The organism is Streptomyces sp. NPDC028305 (assembly GCF_055569495.1).
This window is the reverse complement of record NZ_JBVHTN010000011.1, coordinates 224,995-245,442: the sequence shown is the minus strand read 5'-3', so window position 1 is coordinate 245,442 and position 20,448 is coordinate 224,995. Positions and strand designations below refer to the sequence as shown.

Below are 20,448 nucleotides of genomic sequence, written 5' to 3'. Positions count from 1 at the left end.
GGCGGTGGGGTGGTCATGGCGGTGTCACCGTTAAGGACAGGCGGTCGAACTCACCGGCCTTGATGCCGTCGAGCAGCGATCTGAGCTCGGTGGGGGTGGTGGTCACGACTCTGTCGGGGTCGTCGCTCTCCCGGAGCGCTATGTCCTCGCCCATGGAGGCGACCTCGACGCAGGCGTCTCCCTCGCCTTGGCCGGAGTAGGAGGACTTCTGCCAGTTGATGGTGCGCATTTCCTTGCTTTCAGAGGCGCTGAACGGCGGCGCGCACGACAGAGCGCGATTCCTCGTCGGGCAGGGCCACCTCCGCGCTGCGGTCCAGGACCCCTCGGTACTTGCGCAGCTGGGACTCCGCGTCCAGGAACATCGAGCCGAGGGCCGAGTCGAACTGCACGGTGTCCAGCTGCGGTACGGGCCCCGAGGCGTAGGTGACCGTGGAGCCGGCGACCGGGAAGCCGTCCGTGTCGAGCGGGATGACGCGCACGGTGACGTACTCGCGCTCCGACGCCTCCAGCAGCCGCTCCAGCTGGGCCCGCAGCACTCGCGCCCCGCCGAACCGGGTGTGCAGGGCGGCCTCGTGGATGACGAAGGTGCACTCGGGAGGGGTGTCCCGGTCCAGGATGTCCCGGCGCTTCATCCGGTGGGAGAGCCTGCGGCGCAGCTCCGTCGGTGACCACGGGGGCACGGCCTGGCCCATCACCGCGTGTGCGTACTCCTCCGTCTGGAGAAGCCCGGGAATGTGGATGAGGCCGACTACGCGCAGGCTCGACGCGTAGTACTCCATCTCGGCCAGGTCGAGTCCGCCGGTGGCGATGAGCCCCCGGTACTCCTCCCACCAACCGCCCTTGCGCTCATGGGTCATGGCGGCGAGCGCGTCGATGTACGCGATGTCCGGGCAGGCGTAGATGGCGGCGAGGGTCCGTACGCGCTCCTCGCTCACCCCGAACCGGGCCAGCTCCAGGTTGGTGATGTGGGTCCGGTTGATGCCGAGCCGGTCGGCGGCCTCCTGGATGCTGAGGCCCGCGTCCTCCCGCATCCTGCGCAGTTCGGTGCCCAACCGCTGTTGCCGGGCGGTTGGCGCGTTCCTGGGTGGCATGTCTCTCCCATACGTGTCACCCTCGCGGGCTATTTGTCGGGGAAATTCAACGAATCCGTAGCACTTGTTTGCAGCACTGTCCTACGGTAGGTGCTGTCGCCGTTACGAAGCGTTGATCATCGTAACGGTACGCGCACCAACGGCCCCGTCGCAGGGAGTTGACATGGGACCCGACCACGAGCCCGACGACAGCCCTGCGGACAGTTCGCCCTCCTCGGGACCCGAAGAGCCGTACGTCTACACGCTTCAGAGCACCCGCCGGGCCACCTCCCCGAAGATCTGCCGGGACTTCGTCGCCTGCGTGTTGAACTCCGTGGGCCATGAGGACCTTGTCGAGACCGCGACGGCCTGCACCTCGGAGCTGGCCACCAACGCCTATCTGCACGCCGAGGGCGACTCCCTGATGCTCCGCGTGATGATCGAGCAGCCCCGGCTGCGCATCAGCGTCTACGACGCGAGCACCGAGCTCCCCACGGGCGCGTATCTCCCGGCGGGCGACCGGTTGTACGGGCGCGGGCTCGGGGTGGTCGCGGCGCTGGCCGACGAGTGGGGGACGGCGGACGGGGATCCGACGGGGATGTACGCGAAGGGCGTCTGGTTCGAGCTGAAAACCAGGAACGGCACCGGAGCCTGACGGAGCCGCCCGGGCCGGGTGATTTCCCCCACCCCGCCCTCCCTCGACTGGGGCGGGGTGGGGAAAGGCCTGCTCTCCGAGCCCGGCCCCGGCCGCGTGGCTCAGGCTCGGGCCGGGTGGCCGAGGAGCATGGTGGGGGCGCCGCTCACCCGGGTGAGGAACACCGTGCAGGAATTCACCCCATCGAGGCGGAGCCTCTTCCGCAGCTCCTCCGGCTCGACCGCCGATCCCCGCTTCTTGACCGTCAGGACGCCGACCTTCCGCTCACGCAGCAGCGCCTTGAGCTTCTTGAGGTTGAACGGCAGCACGTCCGTGATCTCGTACGCGGTGGCGTACGGCGTCGGGCGCAGGTCGTCGGCCGTGACATAGGCGATCGTCGGGTCGATGAGGCGGCCGCCGATCCGCGCGGCGACGTCCGCGACCAGGTGCGCGCGGATGACCGCGCCGTCCGGTTCGTACAGCCAGCGCCCGACCGTGCCCGGCTCGGGGTCCGGCAGCAGCGGGGTGCCGAGGAGGGTGTGGTGGTCGGGGAGCAGCGTGGCGCGGCGCAGGCCGGGGCGCGCCGTGCCGAACCACAGCAGGGCCTCCTTCACGTCGCCGTGGTCCGAGATCCACTCGGCCTCCGCGTCCTCGGGGACCGCGTCGTGCGGGATGCCGGGGGCGACCTTGAGCGCGGCGTGCGGGGCGGTGCGGGCGGCCGCGACGGCCCAGGACAGCGGCGGCGAGTACGCCTCGGGGTCGAAGACGCGGCCCCGCCCGCCGCGCCGCGCCGGGTCCACGAAGATCGCGTCGTAGCCGGAGGTGTCGACCTCGGCGACATCCGCGTGGCGCACCTCGATGAGGTCGGCCAGTCCCAGGGCCTCGGCGTTGGCCCGGACCACGGCGCAGGTCAGCGGGTCGCGGTCGACGGCCAGCACGAAGATGCCCGCGCGGGCCAGCGCGACCGCGTCGCCGCCGATGCCGCAGCACAGGTCGGCGACGCGGCGCACGCCGAGCTCGGTGAAGCGGGCGGCGCGGTAGGCGGCGACGGACGCCCGGGTGGCCTGTTCGACGCCATGGGGGGTGAAGTACATGCGGTGGGCGTCGGCGGCGCCGAACTTCGCGGCCGCGCGCTGCCGCAGCCCCGCCTGGGTGAGGGCCGCGGAGACCAGCTCCGCGGGGTGGTCACGGCGCAGCCGGGTCGCCGTGGCGAGCTCCCGCGCCGGGTCGTAGTCGCTCAGCTCGCGGAGCAGCGTCTGCCCTTCGTCGCGGAGCAGTGAGTCGAAGGCGTCAACGTCCACGTCGCCCATTCTCCCCGCTTCAGCGCGCGCGTTCGCGACACCCGGCTGAAGATCGCTTATGTGATGATGATCAAGACTGGCCTTTCAAGGTGTCTCGTGTTGGTCGCGGCCGCGGCGCTGCTCGCGGGCTGTGGGGACGGGCATGGCGCCGGGACGGCTGCGCCGTCTTCGCCGTCGTCCGACTCGTCGATGTCCTCTTCGTCTCCCCATTCGTCCATGTCGTCGCCCGGGGCCGGGGCCCACGCCCCGGGCTCGCTGCACGACTCGTCCCGGTCGCCGGGGCCGGAGCCGGGGTCCGGCCCCGCGTCCGAGTCCGGTTCGGCCTCCGACCTGCCCTCGGCGCCCCCCGCGGCCCCGGACGGCTACCGCCGCTGGGGGCTCGACGGGCCGCTGGAAACGGCGGCGCCGCCCTCGTCCAAGCCGCCCCTGGTGCCGCCCGGGGCGGGCGCGCCCGCCGGGCCGCCGATCATCGACCATGTGCCGACCCACGACAAGGTCGTCTTCGTGACCATCGACGACGGCGCGGAGAAGGACCCGGCCTTCATCCAGCAGGCCCACGACCTGGGGCTGCCGTTCACCGCCTTCCTGACGGACGACGTGGCGTCCGGCGACTACGGCTACTTCGAGCAGCTGCGCCGGCTCGGCAACGGGATCCAGAACCACACCCTCACCCATCCGAGGCTGCCCGATCTGGAGTTCGAGGAGCAGGCCCATGAGATCTGCGGCCAGCAGGATGTGCTCGCTCACCAGTTCGGTACCCGGCCGTATCTCTTCCGCCCGCCGTACGGGGCGGTCGACGACGACACGGTGCGCGCGGCGGCGGCCTGCGGGGTGCGGGCGCTGGTGATGTGGTCGGCCGAGATGAAGGCCGACGGGCTGGAGTACGCGTCGGGCGGCCGACTGCACTCCGGCGACATCGTGCTGGCCCACTTCCGCGGTCCCGCCCAGCAGGAGGGGCGGACCATGACCGATGTGATGACCGAGCTGCTCCGGGAGATCCAGGCCGAGGGCTTCGCCGTGGCCCGGCTGGAGGACTATCTCTGAATCCCTCCGAGGGCTCCCCCTGAGGACCGCCTCCGGGGACCGGCCGAGTGGCGTCCCGCCGACTCCGGCGGGGCGCCGCGGCACCCCGTCACTTGGCACTCTGGTTGACTGAGTGCTAACCGCGTCATAATGTCGTGGCTGGCACTCAGCACCAACGAGTGCCAAACACAGCGACGGGCAGGTCCGGCACCCGCGACGACGGATCCACCTGGTCGCCACCTCAGACAGTTAACCCCGTGAGATCTCCGAAGGGGGAGGTCGGATCGTGACGACCGCCAGCTCCAAGGTTGCCATCAAGCCGCTCGAGGACCGCATTGTGGTCCAGCCGCTCGACGCCGAGCAGACCACGGCCTCTGGCCTGGTTATCCCGGACACTGCCAAGGAGAAGCCCCAGGAGGGCGTCGTCCTGGCCGTGGGCCCGGGCCGCTTCGAGGACGGCAACCGTCTCCCGCTCGACGTCTCCGTAGGCGACGTCGTGCTCTACAGCAAGTACGGCGGTACCGAGGTGAAGTACAACGGCGAGGAGTACCTCGTCCTCTCGGCTCGCGACGTTCTCGCGATCATCGAGAAGTAAGTCACCGAAGTTTTGCCTGTGAGCCGCGCCCCGGTGCCCCAGTCCATACCGGGGCCGGGGCGCGGTTCGTTCGAGAGGACATACGCAACCCATGGCGAAGATCCTGAAGTTTGACGAGGACGCCCGTCGCGCCCTCGAGCGTGGCGTCAACAAGCTCGCCGACACCGTCAAGGTGACGATCGGCCCCAAGGGCCGCAACGTCGTCATCGACAAGAAGTTCGGCGCCCCGACCATCACCAACGACGGTGTCACCATCGCCCGCGAGGTCGAGGTCGAGGACCCGTACGAGAACCTGGGCGCCCAGCTCGTCAAGGAGGTGGCGACCAAGACCAACGACATCGCGGGTGACGGCACCACCACCGCCACCGTGCTGGCCCAGGCCCTGGTCCGCGAGGGCCTGCGGAACGTGGCCGCCGGTGCTTCCCCGGCCGCCCTGAAGAAGGGCATCGACGCGGCCGTCAAGGCCGTGTCCGACGAGCTGCTGGCCACCGCCCGCCCGATCGACTCCAAGTCCGACATCGCCGCCGTGGCCGCGCTGTCCGCCCAGGACAAGCAGGTCGGCGAGCTCATCGCCGAGGCGATGGACAAGGTCGGCAAGGACGGTGTGATCACCGTCGAGGAGTCCAACACCTTCGGCCTGGAGCTCGACTTCACCGAGGGCATGGCCTTCGACAAGGGCTACCTGTCGCCGTACATGGTCACCGACCAGGAGCGTATGGAGGCCGTCCTCGACGACCCGTACATCCTGATCCACCAGGGCAAGATCTCCTCGATCCAGGACCTGCTGCCGCTGCTGGAGAAGATCATCCAGGGTGGCAACAAGCCGCTGCTGATCATCGCCGAGGACGTGGAGGGCGAGGCCCTGTCCACCCTCGTCGTCAACAAGATCCGCGGCACCTTCAACGCCGTCGCGGTGAAGGCCCCCGGCTTCGGCGACCGCCGCAAGGCGATGCTCGGCGACATGGCCGCCCTCACCGGCGGCACCGTCGTCGCCGAGGAGGTCGGCCTCAAGCTCGACCAGGTCGGCCTGGACGTGCTGGGCACCGCCCGCCGGGTGACCGTCACCAAGGACGACACCACCATCGTCGACGGTGGCGGCAAGTCCGAGGACGTCACCGGCCGGATCAACCAGATCAAGGCCGAGATCGAGGCCACGGACTCCGACTGGGACCGCGAGAAGCTCCAGGAGCGCCTCGCCAAGCTGGCCGGCGGCGTGTGCGTGATCCGCGTCGGCGCCGCCACCGAGGTGGAGCTCAAGGAGAAGAAGCACCGTCTGGAGGACGCCATCTCCGCGACCCGCGCCGCGGTCGAGGAGGGCATCGTCTCCGGTGGTGGCTCCGCGCTCGTCCACGCCGTGAAGGTGCTGGAGGACAACCTCGGCAAGGAGGGCGACGAGGCCACCGGTGTCGCGGTCGTCCGCCGCGCCGCGGTCGAGCCGCTGCGCTGGATCGCCGAGAACGCGGGCCTTGAGGGCTACGTCATCACCTCCAAGGTGGCCGAGCTCGAGAAGGGCCACGGCTTCAACGCCGCGACCGACGAGTACGGCGACCTGGTGAAGGCCGGCGTCATCGACCCGGTCAAGGTCACCCGCTCCGCCCTGGAGAACGCGGCGTCCATCGCCTCCCTGCTGCTCACCACCGAGACGCTGGTGGTCGAGAAGCCGGCCGAGGAGGAGCCCGAGGCCGCGGGCCACGGCCACGGTCACGCGCACTGACGCGGCCCCGCGCGATCCCGCCGGGCGCGGTCACCCCTCGCGGGGGTGACCGCGCCCGAGGCGTTTCCGGGGCCGCGGGGCTCCGGGGGCGGCGGGGGTGTCAGCGCTTGGGAGGACGTCCGACGTTCGAGGAGACGACCGAGAGCGCGGCCCGCGGCGCCAGCTTCGCCAGCCCCGTCATCGCCTTGTACCGCGGATCGGGGATCGACAGCGCCTTGCCCCGCGCGAAGTCCTTGAGCGCCTCCGTCACCACCTTGTCGGCGTCCAGCCACATCCAGCTCGGCACGCTGTCCGGCTTGATCCCCGCCCGCGCGTGGAACTCGGTCCGTACGAACCCCGGGCACAGCGCCATCAGCCGCACCCCGGAACTCGCCAGGTCCCGCGCCGCGCCCTGGGTGAACTGCACGACCCACGCCTTGCTGGCCCCGTACGTGCCGCGCGGGAAGAACGCGGCGATCGAGGCGACGTTGATCACTCCGCCGCGCCCCCGGGTCCGCATCGTCTCGGCGGCCGCGGTGGTGAGCCGCAGCACGGCCTCGCAGTGGACCTTCATCATCCGCAGCTCGTCGGCCAGGGGCGCCTCGAGATAGCGGCCCTTGTTGCCGAAGCCGGCGTTGTTGACGAGCAGATCGATCGGGTGCTTGCGGTCGCCGAGGCGCTCCTCGACGGCCGCGATGCCGTCGTCCTCGGACAGGTCGGCCCGCAGCACGTCCGCCTCCACCCCGTGCCGGTCGTGGAGGTCGGCGGCCTGGTCGCGCAGCCGCTTCTCGTCCCGCGCCACCAGCACCAGGTTGTGACCGTCCGCCGCGAGCCGGCTCGCGAAGGCGGCGCCGATGCCCGCCGTGGTTCCCGTAATCAACGCAGTCGTCATACGCGCACGTTAGCGGCCTCGGCGGGGGTCGGAGCGCACCCGTCCGGATCAGTTCTCCGGTGAGTGGGAAAGTGTTCCGGTATAGGAAAGTGCGGTCTGCCGCAGTTCGGGCTGGAGCGCGTCGCCCGCCGCGAGCACCCGTGGCAGCAGGGCGCGTTCGGTGGTGACGGCGCGGAAGGCGAAGCCGACGGTCACCTCGTGGTCGGGCCGGTGCACGATCTCGACCGAGTCCCCGGAGCGGATCTCGCCCGGCTCGAGGACCCGCAGATACGCGCCGGGGACGGCCGCCCGGGTGAACCGCTTCACCCAGCGCTCCTCGCCCAGCCAGGCCGCGAAGGTCCGGCACGGGATGCGCGCCGAGGCCACCTCGAGCAGCAGCTCGGCGCCGATCCGCCAGCGCTCGCCGATCCGGGCGCCGGTGATGTCGAGGCCGCGGGTGGTGAGGTTCTCGCCGAAGACGCCGTTCGGCAGCTCGCGGCCGAGCTCGCCCTCCCAGGCGTCGAGGTCCTCGCGCGCGTAGGCGTACACGGCCTGGTCGTTCCCGCCGTGGTGGCGTGTGTCGCTGACCGCGTCGCCGATCAGCCCGCTCCCGGCCTCGCCCTTGGGGCCGGGGGCGACCACCCGCACCGGCCCGTCGGCGGGGCATTTGTCGATGCCGGTGCCGCCGGACGGGGCGTCGGTGTACTCGACCTGCTTCAGCCGGCCGAGGTTCACGGTGAGCACGGTCGTCGGGTGCGGCTGAATGCGCGGCTGGGGGCGCGGCTCAGGGTGCGGGGACCCGGCCTCGGGGATACGCGTCATGGCGGCACGCTAGAGGACGGCGATTCAAAGCGTCGACGTGATATCGCGGACCATACCCAAGGGTCGCTTATGCTCGAAGAATGATCGAGGCTCGTCACCTGAGGGTGCTGCGCGCCGTGGCAACCACGGGCTCCTTCTCCGCGGCCGCCCGCGAACTGGGCTGCACCCAGCCCGCCGTCAGCCAGCAGATGAAGGCCCTCGAACAGTCCTCGGGCACCCCGCTGCTGGTCCGTACGGGCCGGGAGATGCGGCTGACGCAGGCCGGCGAGGCGCTGGTGCGGCACGCGGCGGGGATCCTGGCCGGGCTGACCGCCGCCGAGGAGGAGGTCGCGGCGATCGCCGGGCTGCGGGCCGGCCGGGTGCGGCTGGCGTCCTTCCCCAGCGGCAGCTCGACACTGGTGCCGACCGCGCTCGCCGAGATGCGCCGGGCCTACCCGGGGACCCGGGTCTCGCTGGTGGAGGCCGAGCCGCCGCGCTCGGTGGAGCTGCTGCGCGCCGGCGATGTCGAGATCGCCGTGGCCTTCCGTTACCCGGAGGTCGAACCGGCGGTGGCGGACGCGGAGGAGCTGATTGCCCCGGCCGAGGGCCCGTGGGGCAAGGACGACCTGGTCGTACGGCCGCTGCTGAGGGACCGGCTGGTGGGCGTGGTGCCCGAGGGGCACCGGCTGGCGGGGGCCGGGGCGGTGGGCATCGGGGAGCTGGCCGAGGAGCCGTGGATCGCGGGGTGCCCGCGCTGTCGCAGGCATCTGGTGGACGTGTGCGAGGCGGCGGGCTTCACACCGCGGATCGACTTCGCCACGGACGACTATCCGGCGGTGATCGGGCTGGTGGCGGCCGGGCTCGGGGTGGCGGTGCTGCCGGAGCTGGCGATGGAGTCCGTACGGGCCAAGGGGACCGCGAGGGTGGAGGTGGAGCCGGCGGTGCGGCGGGAGGTCGTCGCGCTCACGCTGCCGGACCTCGCACGGGTCCCGGCGGTGGCGGCGACGCTGGACCGGCTGGAGTCCGCGGCGCGGCGCGAGACGCGGCCGTGACGCACCGCTGAAGGCGTCCCGCAGCGACGGCCGGGGAGACGCCGAGCTGCGAAAGAGGGGCTCGCGGGGCTCGCGGTCGGTGGCGATACGTTTCTTCAGTCTGTGGTGATCGCGGGCGCGATCAGGCGCCGGGAGCCCCGGCGCCGGAAGTGGCGACGGCCCGGTGGCGTGCCCGCCCCATGAGCTCCTCGCGTTCGTCCTCGGTCAGTCCGCCCCACACGCCGTACGGCTCACGAACCGCCAGCGCGTGCGCCGCGCACTCCGCGCGCACGGGGCATCGCATGCACACCTCTTTGGCTGACAACTCGCGTGCGCTGCGGGCAGCACCGCGCTCGCCCTCCGGATGGAAGAAGAGCGAGCTGTCGACCCCGCGACACGCGGCGAGGAGCTGCCAGTCCCACAGGTCGGCGTTCGGACCGGGAAGACGGGAGAAATCTGCCATTGCCTTATCTCCTCGAAGCGATCTGGTGCGGACGCTGTGTCCTGGGTCGTACACCTACTGTGTAAGTAGATGTAAATATGACTCATTGCGAATCTAGCCACAGAGACAGGCAAATTGGAAGCAAGGTCGCCAAATGCCATCGAAGAGGGCAGAACTCGGGGCGGGGCGCGGCGGCCGCGATGAAGCAGCTCTGTGTCCGTTCCCTCACGTAGAGTGTCGAAGGTGGCCGCCGGACCCCGTAACTCTTTCGGGTGACCGTCGTTGAGAGTGCGGAGGCGGTTGATGGGTAAAGCTCTCGGACGGGCGTCCGAGGTCGTCAATCGCACAGGTGACGATATGTACCAGCCTGGAGGCTCAAGGTGACGCGCATCAGCTGCGGAGGGCGGTCATGACATCCGTCCTCGTCTGCGACGACTCCCCGCTTGCCCGAGAGGCGCTGCGCCGCGCGGTGGCGACCGTGCCCGGCGTCGAGCGTGTGACGACGGCGGCCAACGGCGAGGAAGTCCTCCGCCGCTGGGGGGCCGACCGCTCGGATCTGATTCTGATGGACGTGCGGATGCCCGGCCTCGGTGGTGTCGAGACCGTGCGGCGGCTGCTCTCGGCCGACCCCGGCGCCCGGATCATCATGCTCACGGTCGCCGAGGACCTGGACGGCGTCGCGCTGGCCGTGGCCGCCGGCGCCCGTGGCTATCTGCACAAGGACGCCTCGCGCGCCGAGCTGCGCGCCACCGTGACCCAGGCGCTGGCCGACCCGACCTGGCGGCTGGCGCCGCGCAGGCTGCGCTCTGCGGAGATGGGCGCGGCACCCACGCTCACCGCCCGTGAGATCCAGGTCCTGGAGGGCATGAGCCACGGCCGGTCCAACGCGGAGATCGGCCGTGAGCTGTTCCTGTCGGAGGACACCGTCAAGACGCACGCGCGGCGACTGTTCAAGAAACTCGGCGCCTCGGACCGGGCACACGCGGTGGCGCTCGGCTTCCGGTGGGGCCTGGTCCGCTAGAGCCGGATCATTCACCGGGCCGAGCCGAGGTGCGCGCACAGCGGGGGCGGACTGTCCCCGCCCGTCGGGTGACGGGCGGGGTTGAGGACAGCCGATATCCCGCCGAGGTCGCGGCGGCCGGGGTCACCGCCCAGCGGTAGCTGGGGAAGGCTTATGTCCCCGCTGCGGCAGCAGCTTGTGTCGCTTTGCCGGGCGATGCCGCATCCTTGAAGGTGTGGAGTTCCTCGGGGACATGTCGGTCGGGCGTGAGGGGAGAGCGCAGGACGTGACGACAGCCGGCGCACCTGCTCATAACGCTTCAGCGCACAACTACGGACGCGGTGCTACGGAAGCCACGGCGTCAAGGCACCATGGACGGATGCGCGACGACGAGACCCAGGGGTCCCCGAAGGCCGGCGGCCCAGGGACCCAGGGGGCCATCGGAGCCCTTGTCCGGCGCGCCGCCGAGGGGGACGAGAGGGCCACCCACGATCTGCTCGCCCATGTGCACCCGCTCGCCCTTCGCTATTGCCGCACGCGTTTGTCGCGGCTGCCGGGGGACGCGCGCCATTTCGTGGACGACCTGGCGCAGGAGGTCTGTCTCGCGGTGCTGTGCGCGCTGCCGCGCTACCGCGACACCGGCAGGCCCTTCGAGGCGTTCGTCGTGGCCATCGCCGCGCACAAGGTCGCCGATCTACAGCGCGCCGCCATGCGCCACCCGGGCAGCACGGCCGTGCCCTCGGACGAGATGCCGGAGCAGCCGGACGACTCGCTCGGGCCGGAGGAGCAGGCGCTGCTGAGCAGTGACGCCGAGTGGGCCAAGAAGCTGCTGGCGAATCTCCCGGAGAACCAGCGCGAGCTGGTGCTGCTGCGGGTCGCGGTCGGGCTGACGGCGGAGGAGACCGGGCAGATGCTCGGGATGTCGCCGGGCGCGGTGCGGGTGGCCCAGCACCGGGCCCTGAGCAGGCTGCGCGCGCTCGCCGAGCAGTAGCCCCGCGCGGCCGTACGAACGGCCGTGTCAGTGGCCGTGTCAATGGTGGTTTCGGCAGGCCGCGGGGGTTTTCCACAGGGAGGAATGGGACACCTGTCGAGCCCGTTAGCATGGGAGTCCGCGCTGGGGCAAGACCATTGGAAGGGTGTCATGACTGTCAACGTCGACGGAGTGCCTGAGAAATTCGCGATGCTCGGGCTGACGTACGACGATGTGCTGCTGCTGCCGGGCGCCTCCGAGGTGCTGCCGAACGCGGTCGACACCTCGTCCAGGGTCTCTCGGAACGTCCGGGTCAATGTGCCGCTGCTGTCCGCGGCCATGGACAAGGTCACCGAGTCCCGCATGGCCATCGCCATGGCCCGCCAGGGCGGCGTCGGCGTGCTGCACCGCAATCTGTCGATCGAGGACCAGGCCAACCAGGTCGACCTGGTCAAGCGGTCCGAGTCCGGCATGGTGACCGACCCGATCACGGTCCGGCCGGACGCGACGCTGGCCGAGGCGGACGCCCTGTGCGGGAAGTTCCGGATCAGCGGCGTCCCGGTGACGGACGCGGCGGGCAAGCTGCTGGGCATCGTCACCAACCGCGACATGGCCTTCGAGACGGACCGGGGCCGTCAGGTCCGCGAGGTCATGACCCCGATGCCGCTGGTCACCGGCAAGGTCGGGATCTCCGGCGAGGACGCGATGCAGCTGCTGCGTCGCCACAAGATCGAGAAGCTGCCGCTGGTCGACGACGCGGGCGTGCTCAAGGGCCTGATCACCGTCAAGGACTTCGTGAAGGCCGAGAAGTACCCCCACGCGGCCAAGGACGCCGACGGCCGGCTGATCGTCGGCGCGGCGGTCGGTGTCGGCGACGAGTCGTACGAGCGGGCGCAGGCGCTGGTCGAGGCCGGGGTGGACTTCCTCGTGGTCGACAGCGCGCACGGCCACAGCCGGGGCATCCTCGACATGATCGCCAAGCTGAAGTCCAACATCACGGTCGATGTGGTGGGCGGCAATGTCGCCACGCGTGACGGCGCCCAGGCGCTGATCGACGCGGGTGTGGACGGGGTCAAGGTCGGCGTCGGCCCGGGCTCGATCTGTACCACCCGGGTGGTCGCGGGCATCGGTGTGCCGCAGGTGACGGCGATCTACGAGGCCGCGCGGGCGTGCCATGCGGCCGGGGTGCCGCTGATCGGCGACGGCGGTCTCCAGTACTCCGGCGACATCGCGAAGGCGATCGCGGCGGGCGCGGACACGGTCATGCTGGGCAGCCTGCTGGCCGGGTGCGAGGAGTCGCCGGGCGAGATGGTGTTCATCAACGGCAAGCAGTTCAAGTCCTACCGGGGCATGGGTTCGCTGGCCGCGATGCAGTCGCGTGGCCAGGCCCGTTCGTACTCCAAGGACCGGTACTTCCAGGACAACGTCCTCTCCGAGGACAAGCTGGTGCCCGAGGGCATCGAGGGTCAGGTGCCCTACCGCGGCCCGCTGGCCTCGGTCGCCCACCAGCTCGTGGGCGGTCTGCGGGCGTCGATGGGGTATGTCGGCTCGGCGAATGTGCCGGAGCTCAAGGAGAAGGGCCGCTTTGTGCGGATCACGGCGGCCGGACTCAAGGAGAGCCACCCGCACGACATCCAGATGACGACCGAGGCTCCGAACTACTCCGCTCGTCGTTAGCCCGTACGAAGTCGTCAGCCCGTACGAAGGGGCGGCGCAGGGGGCAGGGATACTGGGACGGCAGACCTGAAGAGCGAAAGGCACCCACGTGACTGAGATCGAGATCGGGCGCGGCAAGCGCGGCCGCAGGGCGTATGCGTTCGACGACATCGCCGTTGTGCCGAGTCGTCGTACCCGGGACCCGAAGGAGGTCTCGATTGCCTGGCAGATCGACGCTTACCGGTTCGAGCTGCCGTTCCTCGCCGCCCCGATGGACTCGGTGGTCTCGCCGAAGACCGCGATCCGCATCGGCGAGCTCGGCGGTCTGGGGGTGCTCAACCTCGAGGGGCTGTGGACCCGGTACGAGGACCCCGAGCCGCTGCTCGCGGAGATCGCCGAGCTGGACGAGGACGCCGCGACCCGGCGCATGCAGGAGATCTACGCCGCACCGATCAAGGAAGAGCTGATCGGGCAGCGGCTGAAGGAGGTGCGCGACTCGGGCGTGGTGACGGCCGCCGCGCTCTCCCCGCAGCGCACCGCGCAGTTCTCCAAGGCCGTGGTGGACGCCGGGGTCGACATCTTCGTGATCCGGGGCACCACGGTCTCGGCCGAGCATGTCTCCGGCGCCGCCGAGCCGCTGAATCTGAAGCAGTTCATCTATGAGCTGGACGTCCCGGTCATCGTGGGCGGCTGTGCCACCTACACCGCCGCGCTGCACCTGATGCGGACGGGCGCGGCCGGTGTGCTGGTCGGGTTCGGCGGCGGCGCCGCGCACACCACGCGCAATGTGCTGGGCATCCAGGTGCCGATGGCGACGGCCGTCGCCGATGTCGCCGCCGCCCGCCGGGACTACATGGACGAGTCCGGCGGCCGCTATGTGCATGTGATCGCCGATGGCGGCGTCGGCTGGAGCGGCGATCTGCCCAAGGCCATCGCCTGCGGTGCGGACGCGGTGATGGTGGGCTCGCCGCTGGCGCGGGCCACGGACGCGCCGGGCCGGGGCCACCACTGGGGCATGGAGGCCGTGCACGACGAGGTGCCGCGCGGCAAGCGGATGAACCTGGGCACGGTGGGCACCACGGAGGAGATCCTGCTGGGCCCCTCGCACACCCCCGACGGCTCGATGAACTTCTTCGGCGCGCTGCGCCGGGCGATGGCCACCACGGGCTACTCGGAGCTCAAGGAGTTCCAGCGGGTCGAGGTGACGGTCGCTCCGTCGCAGCACGACAAGCGCTGAGCGCGCAGCACAAACGGGTTGGGCCCCGACCGCGATGCGGTCGGGGCCCAACCCGTTTGGTGCGTTACCGGCGTCAGCGGTTGCCGAGGCGGTAGGCGGTGGAGACCGCCGCGACCGGGGACAGCGCGATGAAGAGGTAGGTCAGGAAGCCGGAGTCCTTCTTCCAGCCGTCGAAGAGGTCACCGAACTGGTCGAAGAAGAAGTCGTTCGCCGTCGGGAGATCGACGGTGCTCGGGGCGCCCGCCTTGTCGGCGTAGTTGCTGACGTAGTCGGCCGCGACCATCGCGTAGCCGTACAGCTCGCCGAAGAACACCGCCGCCAGTGCCAGAACCGCGCCGACCACCCACAGCGCCGGGTTGCGGCCGCCCAGCTTGGCGATGACGAAACCGACCAGCGCGCCGACCGCGACACCCGCATAGGCGAACTGGGTGACCTTCGGCTCCGCGCCGTCGGTGTCGGCCATGGCGCTCAGCAGGAAGGCGTAGAGCAGACCGCCGACGGCCGCGGCGACAACAGCGGCCAGGATGGCGAGGGCCGGGTTGCCCTGGCGGCCGACCGGCGGCGCCGGCGGCGGGAAGCCACCCGCGAACTGCGGCTGCTGCTGCGGGCCGCCGTACTGCGGCTGCGGCGGCTGGGCCGGGTAGCCGTAACCACCGGGCTGCTGGGGCGGCTGCGGCTGCTGAGGCTGCTGCCAGTTCTGGCTCATGGAGATCCCCCGGGGATGAAGGTGATAGTCCGCGCTCCGGGGATTTGTGCTGATGGGAGCGCGAACGAAGAGTTCGAGCCATAAAAGTAACAGCCGGGCATGACAATCAGACAAGTCGTGTCTGTCGTCCGTGACACGGCTGGGACCGGACGGAGACAACCTGTCCGCCCTTATGTGGATTTGATACCCGTCATTCTGTGACCTGTCGGGTTGTCAGATAACTCTCGGCTCCCGTCGCGACCTGGGGATCATGATCGAAAAGGTAGCAGTGGTCGGCCAGTACAGGGGTGCGACTGACATCAGTGCCGCCAGGAATCCGGCATAAGCAATAATGTCAACTTATGGCGCAGAACAAGACGTTCGCAGGACGCGATGTGGGCATCGACCTCGGCACGGCGAACACCCTGGTGTACGTACGGGGCAGGGGGGTTGTACTCAATGAGCCGTCGGTCGTCGCGGTCAGCACGACGGACGGCAGTGTGCTCGCGGTCGGCTCCGAGGCGAAGGAGACCATAGGGCGTACCCCCTCCAACATCGTCGCCGTCCGCCCGCTGCGGGACGGCGTCATCGCCGACTTCGAGATCGCCGAGCGGATGCTGCGGCACTTCATCAAGAAGGTCACCGGCAGCCGCCGGCTCGCCCGTCCCCGTGTCGTGGTGTGTGTGCCCTCCGGCATCACGGGTGTCGAGCGGCGCGCCGTCATGGAGGCCGCCTCGCAGGCCGGGGCGCGCCAAGTGCATCTGATCGAGGAGCCGATGGCGGCGGCGATCGGCGCGGGGCTGCCGGTGAGTGAGCCGACCGGCTCCATGGTGGTCGACATCGGCGGCGGCACGACGGAGGTGGCCGTGGTCTCGCTGGGCGGGATCGTCACCGCCCGCTCGGTGCGGATGGCGGGTGACGCGATGGACGCCGCGCTCACCGCCCATGTGAAGAAGCGGTACGCCTTGGCGATCGGGGAGCGGACCGCCGAGGAGATCAAGGTGAGCATCGGCTCCGCCGCCCCGGGCGGCGCCTGGTCCGCGCCCGGTGTCGGGACCTCAACCCGGCTTGCTGAGCGCAACGTGGAGGTGGTGTCGGCCGCTCGGGGCGGCGAGGGCCTTTCGCTCGACAAGGGCGACGACCCGGAGCGGACGCAGACGCTGCTGCCGCCGGACCGCTGCACCATCCGGGGCCGGGACCAGGTCACCGGGTTGCCGAAGGTGCTGGAGCTGACGGCGGACGAGGTGCGGCACGCGCTTGCCGAGCCGGTGGACAGCATCATCGCGGCGGTGCGGGCCACGCTGGACGAGACCCCGCCGGAGCTGGCGGGCGACATCATGGACCGGGGCATCGTGCTGACCGGGGGCGGGGCGCTGCTGCGCGGCCTCGACGCCCGACTCAGCAGCGAGCTGGACATCCCGGTGCTGGTGGCCGACGACCCGCTGGACTGTGTGGCCCTGGGCACCGGCCGGTGCGTCGAGGACTTCGCGTCGCTGCGGACGGTGCTCGACGCCCGGCCCGCAAGGCTGGCCACCGCGCGGGTCTGACGGCGCCACCGCGCCCGGGCGGTCCGGGTGGGGGTCTCCCGGGTGCGGTACGGGCCCGCCCGTGGTGGTGTGGTGACACCGCGTCCGTTCACGGGCGCGGTACGAACCGACGTCGAGGTGGCGGTAGTGGCACGCGACGGGACATGTGCGCGAGCGATCGCCGCGGCGGTCGTGGCCCTGAGCGCGGTCCTGGTCACGCTGGTCCTGCCGGTGGTGTCGGTGGAGCCCGCCGCGGCGGCCGCCGCGTCGTCGTACGGGTACCCGCGCGCCGCCCCGCCCGGTCGCGGTCACGGCCACCGGAGTTCGGATGCCGTGACCGTCCGGCTGGAGTCCCTGAGCCCTGCCGTGCTGCGGCGCCGGGACGACGTGCTCACGCTCGGCGGCACCGTGGTCAACGACTCGCGCCGCCGCATCAGCGGCGCCCGGGTGGCGGTGCGCGTCGGACGGGAGGCGCTCGGCACGCGCAGCGGCCTCGCCGTCGCGGCCGGGCGCACCGCCCTCACCCGCGCGGACGGCGAGGAGATCCCCGGCCGCGCCCAACGGCTCCCCTCCCTCGCCCCCGGCGCCACCCACGACTTCCGGCTGCGGGTGCCGGTGCCCGAGCTGGGGCCGGTCGGCGCGGGGGCGTACGGGCTGACGGTGGACGTGGCCCGCGAGGACGGGCCGGTCCTCGGGCTGGCCCGCACCTTTCTGCCCGGCTACCCGGACGGCACGGCGTTCGAGCCGCTGCGCACCACCGTCCTGTGGCCCGTCACCGGCACCCCGCGCATGGAGGCGCTGACCCTGCGCACCCCGGGCAGGGTGCGGCCGGTGTTCCGCGACGACGCGCTGGCCGCCGAGTTCGCCGAGGGCGGGCGGCTCCGCCAACTGGTCGAGACGGGCGGGCGGCTGCCGGTGACCTGGGTGGTGGACCCGGACCTGGTGGCGCAGGCACGGGCGATGGTGGACGGCTACCGGGTGGCCCGCACGCCCGGCTCCACCGATCCCCGGCACACCACCGAGGGCAGGGGCGGCCGGGCGGCGGCGGGCTGGCTGGCCGCGCTCAAGGGGGCGGTGCGCGGGCAGGACGTCGTCGCGCTGCCGTACGCGGACCCCGACCTGGCCTCCCTCGCGCGCGGCGGCCGCGGCGGCGACGCGCTGGCGGGGCTGCTGCGCCGGGCTTCCCGGGCGGGCAAGCAGGTGGTGGACCGGGAGCTGTCCACCGACTCCCGCGCCGATGTGGCCTGGCCGGCGGGCGGCGCGGTGGACGGCGGGATCGCCGGGTACGCGGAGCGGCTGGGCCTGGGCACGGTGCTGGCCACCGGCAGCACCGTCGCCGGGCTGCGCCGCTCCTCCGGCGCGCTGGTCACCGCGGGCGCCACGGACGACCGCGCGGTCGCCCTCGGCGAGCGGCTGACCGCCCTGACGTACGACTCGACCATCGCCTCGCTGCTGGCGCGGAACCGGCAAGGCGCTCCGCAAGCAGCCGCGGCCGGCGCGCCGCTCCGGCTGGGGCTGCGGCAGCGACTGCTCGCGGAGAGCCTGACGGCCGTGCGGGAGCTGCCGTACGCCCCGCGCGCCCTGGTGGTCGTTCCCCCGCGGCGGATGTCGGCCGGGGCGGTGCGGGCGCTGGCCGAGGCGGTGTCGGAGGGGCGGGACGCGGGCTGGCTGGAGCCGTCCCGGCTGGAGGTGGCGGTGCACGACCCGGAGCCGGGGCAGCTGCGGGAGCCCACGAGCTACCCGGTGGCGCTGCGCGCCTCCGAGCTGCCCGCCCGCTCGCTGGGGGCGGTCGCCCGGGACCTGGAGCGGCTGCGCGCCCTCTCCAAGGTGCTGTCCGATCCGGGGCGCACGACCGCCGCCGCGCATGCCGCGATGGCGCGCGCGGTCTCCATGAGCTGGCGCGGGGACCCGGCGGGGGCGCGCTCGTACCGGCGCGGGGTGAGCCGCTATCTGTCCGCCTCGATCGACTCGGTCCGGCTGGTGCCCAAGACGACGGTGACGGTCGCCGGGCAGTCCGCGATCATCCCGGTCACGGTCGACAACGGGCTCCAGCAGGACCTCACCGGCGTGGAGCTGCGGGTGGTCTCCAGCCGCCCGGAGCGGCTGGACACGGTGGACCGGGCGGTCGGGGTCCGGGCGTCGCGGGCGGTCAGCCGTACGGTGCGGGTCCGGGTGCGAGCCCACGCCAACGGGCCGGTACGGCTCACCGCCCGGCTCTACACCAGCTCCGACGGCAGGCCCTGGGGCCGGCCGATCACCTTCATGGCCGAGGTCCGTTCGGTGCCCTCGGGGGCGGTCGCGTTCGTGGTGGGTGGGGTGGGGCTGATGGTGCTGGCCGCGGCGGTACGGCTGCGCCGCGCGCGGGGGCGGGGTGGTGAGCCACCGGGCGCACGGGGGTGACGGGGTTTGCGGGCGCGACGGCTCAGAGCAGCCGCGGGCGCGACGGCTCAGAGCGGTCCCGGGGGGCGGGCCGACCGGCTCAGCGGTTGTGGGCGGGTTGGCTCAGAGCCGGTACGCCGCGCCCGCCGGGCTCGCGCCGCGCGTGTCCAGCAGCAGCTGCGCCTTCACGGCCAGGCCCTGGAGGTCGTAGCTGCGGTGGTGCTGAAGCAGCACGGTAAGATCGGCGTCGGCCACCGCCTCGTACAGCGCGTCCGCGCGCGGCACCGGCCGGCCGAGCACCCGCCAGCGCGCCACGAACGGATCGTGGAAGCTGACCTCGGCGCCCAGCTCCATCAGCCGTGAGGCGATCTCACGGGCGGGCGAGCCCTCCTGGTCGCCCACGTCGGGCTTGTAGCTCACCCCGAGCAGCAGGACGCGGGCGCCGCGCGCCGACTTCCCGTGCTCGTTGAGCAGGGCCGCGCAGCGCCGGGTGACATAGCCCGGCATGCGCCCGTTGACCTGCTGTGCCAGCTCCACCATGGCCAGGGGGCGGCCGGGGGCGCGCCCGGGGTACGGCGGGAGGTCCGCGGCGATCGGCACCCCGTGGCCGCCGACGCCCGGCCCCGGCCGGAAGGCCTGGAAGCCGAACGGCTTGGTCTCGGCACAGCGGATCACGTCCCACAGGTCTACGCCGAGGTCCTGGCAGAACACCGCCATCTCGTTGACCAGGGCGATGTTGACGTGCCGGTAGTTGGTCTCCAGGAGCTTGACGGTCTCGGCCTCGCGCGGGCCGCGGGCGCGTACGACCTTCTCGGTGAGGCGGCTGTAGAACGCGGCAGCCGCCTCCGTGCAGGCGGGGGTGAGCCCGCCGATGACCTTGGGGGTGTTGGCGTAGCCGTGGGTGCGGTTGCCGGGGTCGAGGCGGCCGGGGGAGTAGGCGAGGTGGAAGTCGCGCCCGGCCCGCAGCCCGGACCCGTCCTCCAGGATCGGCCGCAGGTATTCCTCGGTGGTGCCGGGGTACACGGCGGATTCGAGCACGACGGTGGTGTGCGGGCGCAGCTGCGCGGCCAGCGCGCGGGCGGCCTCGCCGACGGCCGACAGGGTGGCCGTCCGGTCCGTGCCCAGCGGGGTCGGGGCGCAGATCACGGCGGTGTGCACCCGGCCGAGCTCGGCGGGGTCGCTGGTGGTCCGGAAGCCCCCGGCGGTCATCCGGCGCAGCTCGGCGGCCGACAGGGCGCCGTTCCAGGCTCCGGAGGGCAGCCGGCCCGCGCGCAGGTCGGCGGCGGCGCGGGGGTCGGGATCGTAGCCGAGGGTGCGGACGCCGGCGGCGGTGGCGGCCTGGACGAGGGGGATGCCGAGGTGACCGAGTCCGATGACGGCGAGATCTGCGGGCATGACTTCGTGCCGTCCTTCCCGAGGCGATTTTCGGATGGCGCGAAATTGCGTGAATACAGACTAAGCGGAAATATGACTCGTATTCAGTATTGATGCGGGGTGTTGCGGCCGACGGGGTGTCGCGGCCATGGAGACCCGG

General features: G+C 71.8%; 19 protein-coding genes. 11 read left to right on the top strand and 8 right to left on the bottom strand.

Annotation, left to right across the window (positions count from 1 at the left end; all coding sequences use genetic code 11):
- Positions 1 to 13: 13 nt before the first annotated feature.
- Both ACZ4WQ_RS40890 and ACZ4WQ_RS40885 read right to left on the bottom strand, forming a co-directional pair.
- Complete coding sequence (locus tag ACZ4WQ_RS40890) at positions 14 to 229, bottom strand: DUF397 domain-containing protein (protein ID WP_311726712.1); 216 nt, start codon at positions 227 to 229, stop codon at positions 14 to 16.
- 10 nt (positions 230 to 239) lie between these two features.
- The gene (locus tag ACZ4WQ_RS40885; RefSeq protein ID WP_311726713.1) at positions 240 to 1,091 is read right to left on the bottom strand and encodes a Scr1 family TA system antitoxin-like transcriptional regulator; all 852 of its coding nucleotides are present in this window, start codon (positions 1,089 to 1,091) and stop codon (positions 240 to 242) included.
- A 163-nt stretch (positions 1,092 to 1,254) separates the two neighbouring features.
- Between ACZ4WQ_RS40885 and ACZ4WQ_RS40880 the strand changes: the two genes are divergently transcribed.
- Complete coding sequence (locus ACZ4WQ_RS40880) at positions 1,255 to 1,725, top strand: ATP-binding protein (protein WP_311726714.1); 471 nt, start codon at positions 1,255 to 1,257, stop codon at positions 1,723 to 1,725.
- Positions 1,726 to 1,826: 101 nt separating this feature from the next.
- Here ACZ4WQ_RS40880 and ACZ4WQ_RS40875 read toward each other — a convergent pair whose 3' ends face one another.
- Complete coding sequence (locus ACZ4WQ_RS40875; RefSeq protein WP_311726715.1) at positions 1,827 to 3,014, bottom strand: class I SAM-dependent methyltransferase; 1,188 nt, start codon at positions 3,012 to 3,014, stop codon at positions 1,827 to 1,829.
- Between the two features lie 207 nt (positions 3,015 to 3,221).
- Between ACZ4WQ_RS40875 and ACZ4WQ_RS40870 the strand changes: the two genes are divergently transcribed.
- The 3 genes from ACZ4WQ_RS40870 to groL all read left to right on the top strand — a co-directional run bounded on the left by ACZ4WQ_RS40870 (position 3,222) and on the right by groL (position 6,337).
- Positions 3,222 to 4,049, top strand: coding sequence for a polysaccharide deacetylase family protein (locus tag ACZ4WQ_RS40870; protein WP_311726716.1), 828 nt, complete (start codon positions 3,222 to 3,224; stop codon positions 4,047 to 4,049).
- Positions 4,050 to 4,314: 265 nt separating this feature from the next.
- Complete coding sequence (gene groES / locus ACZ4WQ_RS40865) at positions 4,315 to 4,623, top strand: co-chaperone GroES (protein WP_014178834.1); 309 nt, start codon at positions 4,315 to 4,317, stop codon at positions 4,621 to 4,623.
- Positions 4,624 to 4,714: 91 nt separating this feature from the next.
- Positions 4,715 to 6,337 carry a chaperonin GroEL gene (groL, locus tag ACZ4WQ_RS40860; RefSeq protein WP_311726717.1) on the top strand — a complete coding sequence of 541 codons (1,623 nt, stop codon included), beginning with the start codon at positions 4,715 to 4,717 and terminating at the stop codon, positions 6,335 to 6,337.
- Positions 6,338 to 6,437: 100 nt separating this feature from the next.
- Here groL and ACZ4WQ_RS40855 read toward each other — a convergent pair whose 3' ends face one another.
- Positions 6,438 to 7,208: an SDR family NAD(P)-dependent oxidoreductase gene (locus ACZ4WQ_RS40855; protein WP_311726718.1), complete on the bottom strand. Its 771-nt coding sequence runs from the start codon at positions 7,206 to 7,208 to the stop codon at positions 6,438 to 6,440.
- A 48-nt stretch (positions 7,209 to 7,256) separates the two neighbouring features.
- Complete coding sequence (locus ACZ4WQ_RS40850) at positions 7,257 to 8,009, bottom strand: MOSC domain-containing protein (protein WP_398377467.1); 753 nt, start codon at positions 8,007 to 8,009, stop codon at positions 7,257 to 7,259.
- 80 nt (positions 8,010 to 8,089) lie between these two features.
- On the opposite strand from ACZ4WQ_RS40850, the gene ACZ4WQ_RS40845 reads away from it, so the two are divergent.
- Entirely contained in the window at positions 8,090 to 9,040 is a 951-nt protein-coding gene (locus ACZ4WQ_RS40845; protein ID WP_361190187.1) for a LysR family transcriptional regulator, read from the top strand.
- A gap of 121 nt (positions 9,041 to 9,161) precedes the next feature.
- Here ACZ4WQ_RS40845 and ACZ4WQ_RS40840 read toward each other — a convergent pair whose 3' ends face one another.
- The gene (locus tag ACZ4WQ_RS40840) at positions 9,162 to 9,482 is read right to left on the bottom strand and encodes a WhiB family transcriptional regulator (RefSeq protein ID WP_311726721.1); all 321 of its coding nucleotides are present in this window, start codon (positions 9,480 to 9,482) and stop codon (positions 9,162 to 9,164) included.
- 388 nt (positions 9,483 to 9,870) lie between these two features.
- On the opposite strand from ACZ4WQ_RS40840, the gene ACZ4WQ_RS40835 reads away from it, so the two are divergent.
- The 4 genes from ACZ4WQ_RS40835 to ACZ4WQ_RS40820 all read left to right on the top strand — a co-directional run bounded on the left by ACZ4WQ_RS40835 (position 9,871) and on the right by ACZ4WQ_RS40820 (position 14,324).
- Complete coding sequence (locus tag ACZ4WQ_RS40835) at positions 9,871 to 10,482, top strand: response regulator transcription factor (RefSeq protein ID WP_003948568.1); 612 nt, start codon at positions 9,871 to 9,873, stop codon at positions 10,480 to 10,482.
- A 358-nt stretch (positions 10,483 to 10,840) separates the two neighbouring features.
- Entirely contained in the window at positions 10,841 to 11,452 is a 612-nt protein-coding gene (locus tag ACZ4WQ_RS40830) for a sigma-70 family RNA polymerase sigma factor (protein WP_065963126.1), read from the top strand.
- 150 nt (positions 11,453 to 11,602) lie between these two features.
- A complete protein-coding gene (guaB, locus tag ACZ4WQ_RS40825; protein ID WP_311726722.1) occupies positions 11,603 to 13,108 on the top strand; it encodes an IMP dehydrogenase in 1,506 nt (501 codons plus the stop codon).
- A gap of 88 nt (positions 13,109 to 13,196) precedes the next feature.
- Entirely contained in the window at positions 13,197 to 14,324 is a 1,128-nt protein-coding gene (locus tag ACZ4WQ_RS40820; RefSeq protein ID WP_311726723.1) for a GuaB3 family IMP dehydrogenase-related protein, read from the top strand.
- 73 nt (positions 14,325 to 14,397) lie between these two features.
- On the opposite strand, the gene ACZ4WQ_RS40815 is transcribed toward ACZ4WQ_RS40820, so the two are convergent.
- Entirely contained in the window at positions 14,398 to 15,030 is a 633-nt protein-coding gene (locus ACZ4WQ_RS40815; RefSeq protein ID WP_398377469.1) for a hypothetical protein, read from the bottom strand.
- 341 nt (positions 15,031 to 15,371) lie between these two features.
- Between ACZ4WQ_RS40815 and ACZ4WQ_RS40810 the strand changes: the two genes are divergently transcribed.
- Both ACZ4WQ_RS40810 and ACZ4WQ_RS40805 read left to right on the top strand, forming a co-directional pair.
- A complete protein-coding gene (locus tag ACZ4WQ_RS40810; protein ID WP_385348114.1) occupies positions 15,372 to 16,556 on the top strand; it encodes a rod shape-determining protein in 1,185 nt (394 codons plus the stop codon).
- Positions 16,557 to 16,682: 126 nt separating this feature from the next.
- Complete coding sequence (locus ACZ4WQ_RS40805; RefSeq protein WP_398377471.1) at positions 16,683 to 18,935, top strand: DUF6049 family protein; 2,253 nt, start codon at positions 16,683 to 16,685, stop codon at positions 18,933 to 18,935.
- A gap of 102 nt (positions 18,936 to 19,037) precedes the next feature.
- Here ACZ4WQ_RS40805 and ACZ4WQ_RS40800 read toward each other — a convergent pair whose 3' ends face one another.
- Entirely contained in the window at positions 19,038 to 20,309 is a 1,272-nt protein-coding gene (locus ACZ4WQ_RS40800; RefSeq protein ID WP_311726727.1) for a nucleotide sugar dehydrogenase, read from the bottom strand.
- Positions 20,310 to 20,448 lie beyond the last annotated feature (139 nt).